This window comes from Acinetobacter junii CIP 64.5, assembly GCF_000368765.1.
In the GTDB taxonomy this organism is placed as follows: domain Bacteria; phylum Pseudomonadota; class Gammaproteobacteria; order Pseudomonadales; family Moraxellaceae; genus Acinetobacter; species Acinetobacter junii.
In genome coordinates this window covers 1185747-1198818 of sequence record NZ_KB849655.1, presented here as the reverse complement: position 1 = coordinate 1198818, position 13072 = coordinate 1185747, and the positions used below count along the sequence as shown (strand labels likewise).

The 13072-nt window shown below is 38.2% G+C and carries 11 protein-coding genes and 1 tRNA gene; 9 read left to right on the top strand and 3 right to left on the bottom strand.

The window, feature by feature from the left end:
- The first annotated feature begins 55 nt into the window (after positions 1-55).
- From pilG to F948_RS11235, 6 genes are all read left to right on the top strand, one after another.
- On the top strand, positions 56-439 hold the full coding sequence (pilG, locus tag F948_RS11260; protein WP_004640629.1) for a twitching motility response regulator PilG: 384 nt from the start codon (positions 56-58) through the stop codon (positions 437-439).
- Positions 440-459: 20 nt separating this feature from the next.
- A complete protein-coding gene (locus F948_RS11255) occupies positions 460-822 on the top strand; it encodes a response regulator (protein ID WP_004664659.1) in 363 nt (120 codons plus the stop codon).
- A 38-nt stretch (positions 823-860) separates the two neighbouring features.
- Positions 861-1397 (top strand): chemotaxis protein CheW, encoded by a 537-nt coding sequence (locus F948_RS11250; RefSeq protein ID WP_004908738.1) that lies wholly within the window; start codon positions 861-863, stop codon positions 1395-1397.
- A gap of 46 nt (positions 1398-1443) precedes the next feature.
- Positions 1444-3531, top strand: coding sequence for a methyl-accepting chemotaxis protein (locus F948_RS11245; protein ID WP_004963889.1), 2088 nt, complete (start codon positions 1444-1446; stop codon positions 3529-3531).
- 154 nt (positions 3532-3685) lie between these two features.
- Complete coding sequence (locus F948_RS11240; RefSeq protein WP_004963885.1) at positions 3686-8755, top strand: hybrid sensor histidine kinase/response regulator; 5070 nt, start codon at positions 3686-3688, stop codon at positions 8753-8755.
- Positions 8756-8768: 13 nt separating this feature from the next.
- Complete coding sequence (locus F948_RS11235) at positions 8769-9227, top strand: hypothetical protein (protein WP_004908731.1); 459 nt, start codon at positions 8769-8771, stop codon at positions 9225-9227.
- A gap of 46 nt (positions 9228-9273) precedes the next feature.
- On the opposite strand, the gene dapE is transcribed toward F948_RS11235, so the two are convergent.
- From dapE to F948_RS11220, 3 genes are all read right to left on the bottom strand, one after another.
- Entirely contained in the window at positions 9274-10410 is a 1137-nt protein-coding gene (gene dapE / locus F948_RS11230) for a succinyl-diaminopimelate desuccinylase (protein WP_004963882.1), read from the bottom strand.
- A 124-nt stretch (positions 10411-10534) separates the two neighbouring features.
- A complete protein-coding gene (locus F948_RS11225) occupies positions 10535-10678 on the bottom strand; it encodes an entericidin A/B family lipoprotein (protein ID WP_005402122.1) in 144 nt (47 codons plus the stop codon).
- Between the two features lie 118 nt (positions 10679-10796).
- Positions 10797-11654, bottom strand: coding sequence for a DUF1853 family protein (locus F948_RS11220; RefSeq protein ID WP_004963879.1), 858 nt, complete (start codon positions 11652-11654; stop codon positions 10797-10799).
- 101 nt (positions 11655-11755) lie between these two features.
- On the opposite strand from F948_RS11220, the gene F948_RS11215 reads away from it, so the two are divergent.
- The 3 genes from F948_RS11215 to F948_RS11205 all read left to right on the top strand — a co-directional run bounded on the left by F948_RS11215 (position 11756) and on the right by F948_RS11205 (position 13072).
- On the top strand, positions 11756-12127 hold the full coding sequence (locus tag F948_RS11215; protein WP_004963875.1) for a YbaN family protein: 372 nt from the start codon (positions 11756-11758) through the stop codon (positions 12125-12127).
- Positions 12128-12323: 196 nt separating this feature from the next.
- A complete protein-coding gene (elsL, locus tag F948_RS11210) occupies positions 12324-12827 on the top strand; it encodes a cell wall-recycling L,D-carboxypeptidase ElsL (RefSeq protein WP_004963873.1) in 504 nt (167 codons plus the stop codon).
- Positions 12828-12996: 169 nt separating this feature from the next.
- A tRNA-Val gene (locus tag F948_RS11205) sits at positions 12997-13072 on the top strand.

Genomic DNA, 13072 nt, shown 5'->3' with positions numbered 1-13072 from the left:
ATAAAACAAATTAAACAACCATAATTTGTATTGAGTGAATGGGGCAGGACAATAAATGGAAGATAAATTTCAAAATTTAAAAGTAATGGTGATTGACGATTCTAAAACGATTCGACGTACAGCTGAGACACTGTTACAACGCGAAGGTTGTGAGGTGATTACAGCTGTCGATGGTTTTGAAGCATTATCGAAAATTGCGGAAGCAAATCCTGATATCGTATTTGTCGATATTATGATGCCTCGTCTAGATGGTTACCAAACCTGTGCATTAATTAAAAACTCTCTAAATTATCAAAATATTCCAGTAATCATGTTATCAAGCAAAGATGGTTTGTTTGATCAAGCCAAAGGGCGTGTTGTGGGGTCAGATGAATATTTAACTAAGCCATTTAGTAAAGATGAGCTGTTAAGTGCGATTCGTAACCACGTAAGCGCATAAAATTTAAAATCGAGGAAAAAATGGCTCGTATACTTATTGTAGATGATTCTCCTACTGAAACGTTTCGTTTTAGAGAAATTTTGACAAAGCACGGTTATGAAGTTTTAGAAGCAACTAATGGTGCTGACGGTGTAACAATGGCACAGGCTGAGTTACCAGACCTTGTGTTAATGGATGTGGTAATGCCAGGGATGAATGGCTTTCAAGCAACACGTCAAATCAGTAAAGGTAAGGATACACAACATATTCCAGTCGTGATTGTAAGTACCAAAGATCAAGCGACAGACAGAGTATGGGGTAAACGTCAAGGTGCTTGTGATTACTTAACTAAGCCTATTGATGAACAGCAACTGATAGATGTGATCAAGCAACTATTAAGTTAATTGTACGAGCCTTTTCAATACTCAATATGGGATAGGTTATGGCTGCAAATGGATTTATCGAATTGCTTCGCTTATCCAAGCGAGGCAATAAACAATACGCTTCAACACAAAATGAAGTCAGTCGTTGGTCTGGTATTGCATTTGAGATGTTAGGGCAATATTTTGTTGCGCCACTTGGGGAAATTTCGGAGGTGATTTATCCACCGAAATATACACCAGTACCAAATACTCAATCATGGGTGCGTGGTTTGGCAAATATTCGTGGGCGGTTGCTCTCAGTTTCTGATTTAACACATTTTATTTCAGGACAAAGGAGCCAATTTTCACCAACGCAAAAAGTAATTTGTATAAGCCATCAAGATCATTATGTTGGTTTGGTTGTAGACCAAGTTTTGGGGATTCAGCACTTTAATAAAAAGAGTTTTTTTTCTCAAAGTTCTGAACTAGACAATAAGCTCAAAGAGTATTGTCAGGGATACTTCCACCAACATAACCAACAATGGCATGTATTTTTACTGAGTCGGTTGTTGCAAAACCCTCAATACATGAATGCATCAATAAAATTTATAAACTAATTTTTACGCTACGGAACATAAATGCGTATTCAGGGGAGAAGCTGGTATGGGCTTTAAACTTAAAAAGAAAAATGGCAGTGTTAATGATAGTTCTGGTACTAAGAAGAGCAGCGCATTTTTAGAAAAAATACGCACTCAATTAGATCAGTTTTCACGATTATTCGGTGAAACTGAGAAATCTAGACCGATTCTTTATCGAGCTTTAATCGCTTTAGCTCTAGCAGTTATCCTCTTAATTTACCTTTTTGTCAGTGTTCCACGTTCAAACCAATTAACTCGTAGTTTGGGTGAGTTGCGTTTGTTATCGCAGATGATTTCGCGCCAAGCAACAGAGGCAACGGCTTCAGGTACACCTGAAGCGATGAAGAGTTTGGTTGAGTCAGAAAAACGATTTGCTGAGAACTTGGAACTTGTTGAGAATGTTTATGGTAAAGGCTCAGCAGAGTACAAAAAAGTAAATGAACTTTGGACTAATGTTTCTAAAAACATTGATTTAATTGCTTCGCAACAAAAAGTCATTAATCAGCTTTATGATACGAACATTTCCATCAGTGAAACGATTCCTGAAATTCAGGCTGAGTATAACTTGATGGTTGATCAAATGGTTCGTGAGAACATGCCAAGTAGTCAGGTAATTATCACTAAAAACCAAGTGTTTATTGCAGAACGTATTTTACGTTCAATTAACTCAGTACTAGTAGGTACGGATAACTCTAGTATCTCTGCAAATGACTTCGGTGCTGATATTGATACTTTTGGTGTTTACTTAAATGCTCAATTAAATGGTAGTGCTGAACTTGGTGTAGATCGTATCGAATCACCTGATTTACGTGAATCTTTGGATAGCATTAAATCTGATTATGATGCTGTTCTAAAATCAGCTGCAGAAACAGTATTACAGAATGCAAATCAAATCGTTCGTGTTCGTCAAGCTTCATCTCAAATTTTCTCTCAATCAGATGCCTTACTTGGGTCATTAAATGCATTATCTGATAAAGCAGAGGGTGGTTGGGGTAATGTTGTTGCAGGTATCGTATTAATTGGTGCTTTAGGACTATTGGTTTTCTCTGCGTTACAATTACTCGCATTACGTAGTAATACTGATAAAGAGCGTGTAACTCGTTTACAAGATGAATATGACCGTAACCAAAATGCGATTTTACGTTTACTCGATGAGATTGCAGACTTAGCTGACGGTGACTTACGTTCATATGCAACAGTATCGGAAGACTTTACGGGTGCGATTGCCGATTCCATTAACTTCGCAATTGATCAGTTACGAGATCTAGTTTCTCGAATCACTGAGACATCTCAAGAAGTTGCACGATACACGCAAGATACACAGAATATTACTAACCAGTTAGCTGAAGCTTCTGAGCACCAAGCACAAGAAATTGCAGGCGCATCTGCCGCGATGAATGAAATGGCATTGTCAATTGACCAAGTATCTGCCAACGCTTCTGAATCGGCTGATGTAGCATTGCGTTCTGTACAAATTGCATCAAACGGGGCAGATGTTGTAAACCGTTCAATCGAAGGTATGGATCATATTCGTGAGCAGATTCAGGAAACCTCTAAACGTATTAAGCGTTTGGGTGAATCTTCTCAAGAAATTGGTAACATCGTATCGTTGATTAATGATATTGCCGATCAAACAAACATCTTGGCATTAAACGCAGCAATTCAAGCATCGATGGCTGGTGAAGCTGGTCGTGGTTTCGCGGTAGTTGCGGATGAGGTACAACGTCTAGCTGAACGTTCAGCATCAGCAACTAAACAGATTGAAGGATTGGTAAAAACAATTCAAACAGATACCAATGAAGCCGTAATTTCAATGGAACAAACAACGGCAGAGGTTGTTCGCGGTGCAAACTTGGCAAAAGATGCAGGTATCGCACTTGACGAAATTCAAACGGTATCTGGCGACTTAGCGAAATTGATTGCAAGCATTTCTGATGCCGCAAAACTACAATCTGCTTCAGCAAGTCATATTGCAACTACGATGAACGTCGTTCAAGAAATTACATCTCAAACGACTACTGCAACCTTCGATACAGCTCGTTCTGTTTCTGAATTGGCAAGCATGGCTGAATCATTACGTGAGTCTGTAACTGACTTTAAGTTACCTGAATAAACATTGAGTCAGAGGGTTGCTGAGAATCAACCCTCTGACTGAAATGAAATTTCGAATATCTCGGCAAGATGATGAGTATATGGAACGACATCTTGTACGGTTGGTACACGTATTTTTAAGCCACAATTAGTGGATAAAAACGAAAGAAGCCGCTATGAAAGAAATATTAAAAACATTAGTTGAAACGATGACGCTTCCTGAAGACAGTTATCTTGAGCAGGACTCAGAGATTCTTGATATTTTTATTGAAGAGTTAGATGAGATTTTTGTTGAATTAGAACCATTATTAGTTCAATGGATCGAACACCCTGATCAAAAAGATGTAATTACAGATATTCGCCGCCACTTTCATACATTGAAAGGTTCTGGTCGAATGGTCGGTGCGAAATCATCAGGCGAATTGGCATGGACTGTTGAAGAAACTCTGAATCGCATAATTGCAGGTACCATTTCACTGGATCAGAATATTCAGCAATATGTACAAACGGTATTCAATATCTATAGATTTAAACTCGTCCAAGATTTTAAATCAGTTCAAGCTCATCATATTAATTTAAAGCCATTAGTGTTATTGGGGCAGCAACTACAAAAAGAACAAAGCCTTGAGCCTGCTTTAGCCGAATTGCTACAACTGTCAGTTACTTTAGATAAAGAAGATGTCATGACAGGCTTGGAAGTAAGTGCTGACGATAGTTTGGAAGAAGCAAAAGCTGTTTCTAATGAAGAAAATCTTGTTGAAGACCAAACTGAAGAAGATGGTTTAATAAAAGAAACTTTAGCAATCTTCTTAGAAGAGTCGGAGGATCATTTAGCAACGATTGATCAATTTTTACTGAAAGATCGTCCAACAAATGATAATTATAATACCTTGATTCGAGCTTTACATACCTTGCGTGGTAGTTCAGCAATGGCACATGTAGATCAGGTATTTGATGCAAGTTCAAAAGTTGAGAACTTATTCAAAACGCTCTTACAAGAAGAATTAGATTCAAGTTCGGATGAAACTGCATTACTCATCCATTATGCTCAGTTTGTGCGTGATTATTTACACACACTTAAACAAGAAGGTCCAAAGCAAAAGTTTGATGAAATTTTTGATACCTTCAATTTTGCTTGGGATAGCTATGATTTTCAATTGGAAGAAAAACAAGGGGATACCGTACGTCCTCAAGGTCTTGTTTCTCAATTATTAGAGCTTGATATCAATGATCTGCTTGATGTGGAGTTTGATTTTGAAAAGCGTGCCCGCAGTGAATTTCCTCAGTATATTCAAACATTAAGTAAGCAAACAGAGCTTTTATTACAGCATACTCATCATCATGCAACAATTGGGATGTATCAGTACACAAGTCTGTTACGTTCAAGTTATCAAGATCTTCTATTCAAACCGAGTTTATTAAATCTTGATTATGCTTTTGAGTTATATCAGCAAGTTCATCAACACTTTATTCAATTATTTGATACGTTGGCAGCAGGACAACGGGTAACTTTGACTAAAGTTCATGAGCGTATTCTCAATGAACTGAGTTCATTTACTCAGCAGAATGTGGAAAGTGTTGCATCAAGTGATGAATTACTTGCCGAGATTGTTGAAGTCGCTCAAGATCAGCCTGACACTTCAGATATTAGTGAACATACAACTGTAAATGATCTCTCAACGCAGTTTGCGCTTGATAAGCAAATGCTTGACTCTAATGAGTCCAATCGAGATTTTGACCCTGATCTTTTAGATATCTTCCTTGAAGAGGCTGATGAGTTACTCGCAGGTATCGATGCAGATTTAACGACATGGTCATCTGATCAACAAAATCTAAATGCTCTAAAGAATTTGATGCGTTATTTACACACCTTAAAAGGTGGGTCAAATATGATTCAAGCAAGGCATATTGGATTAATCGCACATGAGCTAGAAACTATTTACGAGAAGTTAATCAATCAACAGATACAGGCTTCCTCTGCTTTAGTTAATTTAATTCGTGCTGTACAGGATGATATTGCTGATCGTATTCAAACCATTAAAGATCATCAAGTTGATTATCCTTCAACCCATGTTCTGGGTTTGCTCAAAGGTGTAAGTGCATCTGGTTCGTCTCAAGTATCTGAAGTTTCACACGAGCAAAAAGCTGAGCAAGAATTCATACTTGATGTGCAGGATCAAGATCAAGAGCTAAGCTTAAATAACAGTGAAATCATTATTGAAAGTGACGAGGTTGAAGCCCTTTCATCTGATGACAATAGTCAAACGACCATCAGTAATACAGTAGATGTAACAGATTTCGCTCAACAACTGGCTTTAGACAAACAACTACTACAATCTAGTGATTCAAATCGTAATTTTGATCCAGACTTACTTGATATCTTCTTAGATGAGGCGGACGAGTTACTCGCTGGTATTGATTCAGATTTAAGTCTTTGGACTGCTGATCATACGAATTTAGCTGCATTAAAAAATCTTATGCGTTATTTGCACACCTTAAAAGGTGGATCAAATATGATTCAAGCAACGCATATGGGACTAATCGCACATGAGCTAGAAACAATTTACGAAAAGCTCATTAATCAGCAACTTCACGCATCTTCTGAGCTGATCGCATTAATAAGATTGGTACAAGATGACATTGCTGATCGTGTTCAAACAATTCGTGATCAACAAATCGATTATCCATCAGTACATGTCGTAAATCTTCTACAGCAGCAACATCAAGGTTCTGTTTCAGAATCAGTTTCTTCCACACTTGTGCAGTCTGTTGAAGTTGTTGATAGCCAACCGCAAGATCACTATGATGCGACTACTTCTTTGGTGACTGAGACATCTAGTCCAATCATTGAAATTGACGGTGAGGTTGCAGCTACGATTGAGCAGAATGCCCTCGAAACATCTCAAAATGCTGATGAGGAAGTACGTTCACTTGTCGAAGAAACGTTCCTTGAAGAAGCAGAAGAATTACTAGAACAAGCTCAAAGTTTATTAAAACAATGGTTTGAACAACGTGGTAATCGTAGCTTGTTATTGCAGTTGCAGCGTAATGCCCATAGTTTAAAGGGCGGAGCACGCATGGCTCAACTCGAAGCAGTTGGTGTTATTGCTTATCATTTGGAAAATACCTTTGAGCAGTTTGGTTTACATCATTTCAACTCTAATGTTTATGACAATTTACTCAATACAGCATTAACTTGGTTACATGACGCTATTTTCAAACGTCAATACGCCAATTTTGATGGTTTAAAACATAGTTTAGAAAATATCGAATTCGTTGATGTTTCTGCACAGCTTCCACAAAAAATCTCTGCTAAAGATGTATTTACTCCTGAATATACAATGGAGTTTGTGCAAGGTGATGGTACTGAGCCACCATCAATGTTTGGTGAGTGGGAAAGTTCTGAGCGTATCGAACAGAACAATGAAATGATCCGTGTTTCTGCTGATGTCATTGAAAAAATGATTGATTTATCAGGCGAGAATGCGATCAACCGTTCGCGTATTGAGATGGACTTGGGACAGTTAGGTGGAACTCTAACTGAGATGGAGCTAGCGATTAAGCGTTTGGCTGATCAGTTGCGTCGAATGGAAGGTGAGTTAGAAAGTCAAATTATTGCTCGTCATGGCGGTGAAAATTCACGTTATGAGGATTTCGATCCATTAGAGATGGATCAATATTCTTCACTCAATCAATTGTCGAAATCTTTAGCTGAATCGGCATCTGACTTAGTCGATTTTAAAACAACTTTATCTGAAAAGATCCGTGATACTGAAGGTCTGCTATTACAGCAGTCTCGTATTCAAGCTGAAATACAGGAAAGCTTGATGAGAACTCGTCTAGTACCTTTCTCAAGATTGCTACCACGATTACAGCGTATTGTTCGTCAAACAGCATCTACATTGAATCGTCCAACAGAATTGGTGGTAAATAATACTGAGGGTGAACTAGATCGTAGTATTCTCGAAAGATTGATTGCGCCTTTCGAACATATGTTACGTAACGCGATTGACCATGGTATCGAGGATCGTGAGCAACGTTTGCAAGCCAATAAACCAGAAACAGGTCATATTGTATTAAATATCGGTCGTCAAGGAACTGATGTTGTTGTGACATTCAGTGATGATGGTAAAGGTATTGATGTTAGCCGTATCAAGCAGAAAGCTATTCAAACGGGTTTGATGACCAAAGATCAAAAGCTTGAACAAGAAGAAATCTTACAATTTATTTTCCACCCAGGATTTAGTACGGCTGCACAGGTTACGCAGATTTCAGGTCGTGGTGTAGGTCTTGACGTTGTACAAAGTGATATCAAAGCATTAGGTGGTCACGTCAATGTAAACTCAACACTTGGTAAGGGAACAACTTTCACAATTCGTGTCCCAACAACTGTGGCGGTTAGTGATGCGTTAATGGTGAAAGCGGGTGATCAGCAATTTGCGTTCCCACTTGCACAAATTGATCGTATTGTGCGAATTTCTCCTGCAGCTTTAGAACAATATTTCGAAGGTCAGGATGATTACTTCACAATTGATCAAGAGAAATATCGCTTACGTTATTTATCTGAGTTTGTAGCAGGTCAACCAATTCCACGCTTAAGTGGAATGGTGCATTCTCTGCCTGTACTTTTGGTTAAAGGTGCGCAAGGTCAAACTACGGCTTTACTGGTTGATCAATTGATCGGTTCTCGTGGCCAAATTGTTGTGAAACCTATTGGACAACAGTTCTCGAGTATTGGTGTGATTGCAGGAGCGACGATTCTAGGTGATGGACAAGTCTGTTTGATTCTAGATGGTCAAACTATTGCTCGTCAGGCGCAGTCAACTCATCGCAGTAAACAAGCTGATGATACCTATACCAAACAGCGTTATGATGAACGTCGTTTGATTATGATTGTCGATGACTCTGTCACAGTACGAAAAGTCACATCACGTCTATTAGAACGTCATGGTTATGATGTTGTGACAGCGAAAGACGGTGTTGATGCAATTGAACAACTTGAAACAATCAAACCTGATTTAATGTTGTTAGATATTGAAATGCCGCGAATGGATGGTTTCGAAGTGACGAATCTTGTTCGACATCATGAGTTACACCGAGATTTACCGATTATTATGATTACCTCACGTACTGGTGAGAAACATCGTGAACGAGCATTGTCATTGGGTGTAAGTCAATACATGGGTAAACCATTCCAAGAGGAAACTCTTTTGGAAAATATCGAAAGTTTACTGACGGTTCGCTGAGAGGTAGAAACGAATGGCAAAAAAAAATGCGAACACTGCTGGATTGGGACAAATTAACCAACAAGAACTACAGCATTTAATTACAGTATCTACTGGTTTTATTGATGCCTATATTATTGATTGTTTTGATAATGTTCCAATGTTGTTACCACAAAACATTGTGCTTTCAGCAATGGATACTGAAACCAATGTTGATTTCATTGAGTGGCATGATCTTAAGCTACCAGTCTTTGCTGTCAATGATCCGAAGTTAAAAGAAGGTGTTGCTTTGGTCATTGAGGGTGATGATGTTTCAGAACGCTTTGCTTTGGTATGCAACGAAATGCCAGAATCTATTCGTTTACGTATCTCAGAAATGGTAGATGAAGAACGTGATATTAATGATAGTACGGTCTTCAAGTATGTAAAAATGGGAGAGAAGCAATTCTACGTACCTAATTTACAGCATATTCAAACCAAGCTAGGTTTATAAAATAAAAAAGGAACTCAAAATAGAGTTCCTTTTTTAATGCACAGGATTAAGTTAATAAATTTTCTAGAATCTGCTCATAAATATCAGTTAATGGATCAAGCTCATCTACGTTGACATGTTCGTTAATCTGGTGAATGGTTGCATTTAAAACCCCTAGCTCTAGCACTTGTGCGCCAGTTGGTGCGATAAAACGACCATCTGAAGTACCGCCACTCGTAGAAAGTTCGGTTTCAATGCCTGTTACATTTTTAATGGCTGTTTTTGCTGCATTCACCAACTCACCGACAGGTGTAAGGAATGGTAAACCAGACAAGGTCCATTGAATGTCATAGGTTAATTGGTGTTTATCTAAAGTTTCGATAACACGTTGTTTTAATATTTCGGCTGTAACCTCAGTCGAATAACGGAAGTTAAAAGTCACTTTCAAAGTTCCTGGTACGACATTGGTTGCGCCAGTTCCTGCATGAATATTTGAGATTTGGAAAGAAGTCGCAGGGAAATATTCATTGCCATTGTCCCAAACTGTTTCACATAACTCATTAATTGCTTTAGAGGCGAGGTGAATTGGATTCTGTGCAAGATGAGGATAAGCCACATGTCCTTGCTTGCCATGAATCGTTAAAACAGCATTTAAAGATCCACGACGACCATTTTTTACAATGTCACCCAATCGATGAGTACTCGAAGGTTCTCCAACAAGACACCACGTCATTTTCTCATTGCGCGCTTCTAAGGTTTCAACAACTTTGACAGTACCATTGATTGATGGGCCTTCTTCATCAGAGGTAATTAAGAACGCAATAGAACCTTTATGATTTGGATGTTTTGCTACGAAACGCTCAGAAGCAACAACCATTGCTGCCAAAGCTGTTTTCATATCAGCTGAACCACGACCATATAACTTGCCATCACGAATGCTTGGCAGAAATGGATCTGAGTTCCATGCATCTAAATGACCTGTTGGGACTACATCTGTGTGCCCAGCAAAACAAAAAACAGGTTGTTCTGTACCCCGACGTGCCCAAAGATTATCAACGTCTTCAAAGCGCATCTTTTCAATTTTAAAACCTACTTTCTCTAATCGATCAGCCATGATTTTTTGACAATCATGATCGAATGGAGTGACAGAAGGTTGACGAAGAAGTTGTAAACTGAGTTCTAAAGTATCGGAATGCTGGTTCATGCGAGATGTAGCTAAATCTGGTGAATTCTGAACCGATATAATAGGGGAATATGATTAAGAAAGGTATGTAAAAATAAACCTTATCTGAGATGAGATAAGGTTTTGTGAACTTGCTGGATCAAGATTACATTTTTTCTTGAGTTTTTTCAGCAGTCTGAGTAACTTTGTCACCTGCTTTAGATACGTCCTGACCAAAACCTTTAAATGTATTACAACCAGTTAAAACAAAAGCAGTCATGATCGAAGCAACTAAGATTTTTTTCATCATCTTCTCCGTTTAAATGTAATTATGATGTTCTTAGAGGCTAAAAAAAATACTATAAAATGAACATGATGGTTTGTTTGTAGAACTGTTATGAAATGTTACTTTATAAAAGTTAAACAACTTAAGTTTGCTTGAACAATGATGTCCTAAACATATAAAACTGAGGTTCACTATTGGGATCGTGATAGAGCCCATCTGTCCACCATTTGGCTGAGGTAGAACTTACTTCACGATTTGGGCACAACCATTCATGCCGTTGTAAGCGATGATATTGAGCGATTGGAATATGTGTTCCCCATTTTCCTATTCTGCGACGATTATTTATCCATGTGGGGAGGGGGCGTTGACCGTTGCAAACAGTCGGTAAATACAATTGACCTTTTAAAACACAAAATTTTCTTTGAATTTTATAATCATTTATTTCAGAAAACTGAAATTGTCGTTCAGTGAAATGTTGTAATTTCCTGTTCAATGTATCTTGTCGGTTGAGCCCGTACCAATGTTTTAATTCTAGATCCATTTCACCTAGATAATACTTTAATGCCACTTCCCAATGTTCAATTTCATTACTTCGCTGATTTAAAACTAAAAAATCGAGCTCTCCAATTGTTACTGCGCCGTTGATGATTTGTATGCTATGACCAAGTAATTGATAATGATGAAAATCCTGATCTAAAAGCCAAAACCACAGTAAATTTTCGAAACGCAACCCAAGTCGTGTGCTTTTTAAGCGAGCTATAAATTCAATTAAAGGGCTTGGATCATCATCTAACTGAAATAAACGTGCTTCGTAGGATTGGTAAAGCTCTTGCCAATGAAGGTCATCGTGTAGCTCAAAATTGTTTTTTATTACTAATTCATGTGGCTTTTGTGAAAGGATATTCGGGCTCGAGATGCAAAATGCGAGCTGCCTGACGATTGGGGTTTTAAATTGTATCCAAGGTTCAAAAAACAGCGGCGTAGAATCGGCTTCAGACATCATTTAATCCAATCATAGAAATAAGCCAGCCAAGTTTAAGAAAGCAGCTTAAAAACACTTTATACTAGCACGCTTGTGTTGACGTATTGGTTAATAGCGCAATGAAAACTTTATTTTGGCGAAGTCTGGTCGTAATTTTCATTACGCTCGGTATTATTGGTGCAATTTTGCCAGGTATGCCAACAACGGTTTTCTTGATCCTTGCTGCTTGGGCTGCATCAAAAGGATGGCCACAAATGGATGCTTGGTTACTCAATCATCCCAAATATGGAGCTACCTTACGCAACTGGCGTGAATACGGCACTGTGCCACGCAAAGCAAAATGGATTGCATCAATTATGATGCTAATCAGTGGAGTTTTGATGTTATTTACCAATGCACCAATCTTAGTCAAAGTATTCACTGATGTGACGATGTTGATCGTTGCAATTTGGCTGTGGTCACGCCCTGAGCCTGAGTCAAAAAATGATTAAGTAAATCTGAGAGATGGCTTTAATGCTGCGTTGATTTACGCTTAAATTTAACAAACCAAATGCTATAATAAGAATACTCATAATTTTTTAGTCATTTTAAACGCCTATAGAGCCAAATTTTTAAAAAATCAAAACTACAGAAATCAGCTATGATTTGTGTTGAAATAATTTAGCGTTATTTAATCTTGAGATAAAAATGTCGTATACCATCGAACAAGCTGATATTTTGATCGATCTAGCACAACAAACCTTATATTTGCCCAAACATAATAAGTTCTATGTGATTTCATCTGGCAAGAATGGCATTGGTGAACAAGAAAATAGTGGTAAAACACCACGAGGCTGGCATCGTGTTGCTCAGAAAATCGGTCAGAAAGCAGCAAAGAATTCAGTCTTCATCGCTCGTCAACCTACGGGTGAAATTTATAATCAGCAATTAGCGGAACAGTTTCCAGAACGGGATTGGATTTTATCTCGTATTCTTTGGCTAGATGGCTTAGAAGTTGGTTTTAATAAAGGTGAGGGCTGCGACACGTTCAATCGATATATCTATATTCATGGAACACCTGAAAGCCAACCAATGGGTATTCCAATGTCGCATGGCTGTATTCGTATGCAGAATGATGAGATTCTTGAATTGTTTGAACTGGTTCCTGAACATGCACTGGTCTACATTTCTGAATCGCCTTTAGAAATTTAGCTGTTAGAAATCGAATAAGTGTTTAAATAAAATACTGAAATATTAGATTTTATCGTGAATTACCTATTTTTTAATCATTCACACTGTTTTTTTAGAAAAGATGAGGAAAAGCGTTTGACAGGCTGTAAAGATTCTCTATAATGCACCTCACAAACGATGAAGACGTTAAGGGCGCTTAGCTCAGTTGGTAGAGCGTCTGCCTTACAAGCAGAATGTCGGCGGTTCGATCCCGTCAGCGCCCACCA

What these genes read in the sequence shown, in the direction of transcription:
- pilG (WP_004640629.1), top strand. Translation starts at nt 56, where the DNA reads ATGGAAGATAAATTTCAAAATTTAAAAGTAATGGTGATTGACGATTCT.
- F948_RS11255 (WP_004664659.1), top strand. Translation starts at nt 460, where the DNA reads ATGGCTCGTATACTTATTGTAGATGATTCTCCTACTGAAACGTTTCGT.
- F948_RS11250 (WP_004908738.1), top strand. Translation starts at nt 861, where the DNA reads ATGGCTGCAAATGGATTTATCGAATTGCTTCGCTTATCCAAGCGAGGC.
- F948_RS11245 (WP_004963889.1), top strand. Translation starts at nt 1,444, where the DNA reads ATGGGCTTTAAACTTAAAAAGAAAAATGGCAGTGTTAATGATAGTTCT.
- F948_RS11240 (WP_004963885.1), top strand. Translation starts at nt 3,686, where the DNA reads ATGAAAGAAATATTAAAAACATTAGTTGAAACGATGACGCTTCCTGAA.
- F948_RS11235 (WP_004908731.1), top strand. Translation starts at nt 8,769, where the DNA reads ATGGCAAAAAAAAATGCGAACACTGCTGGATTGGGACAAATTAACCAA.
- dapE (WP_004963882.1), bottom strand. Translation starts at nt 10,410, where the DNA reads ATGAACCAGCATTCCGATACTTTAGAACTCAGTTTACAACTTCTTCGT.
- F948_RS11225 (WP_005402122.1), bottom strand. Translation starts at nt 10,678, where the DNA reads ATGATGAAAAAAATCTTAGTTGCTTCGATCATGACTGCTTTTGTTTTA.
- F948_RS11220 (WP_004963879.1), bottom strand. Translation starts at nt 11,654, where the DNA reads ATGTCTGAAGCCGATTCTACGCCGCTGTTTTTTGAACCTTGGATACAA.
- F948_RS11215 (WP_004963875.1), top strand. Translation starts at nt 11,756, where the DNA reads ATGAAAACTTTATTTTGGCGAAGTCTGGTCGTAATTTTCATTACGCTC.
- elsL (WP_004963873.1), top strand. Translation starts at nt 12,324, where the DNA reads ATGTCGTATACCATCGAACAAGCTGATATTTTGATCGATCTAGCACAA.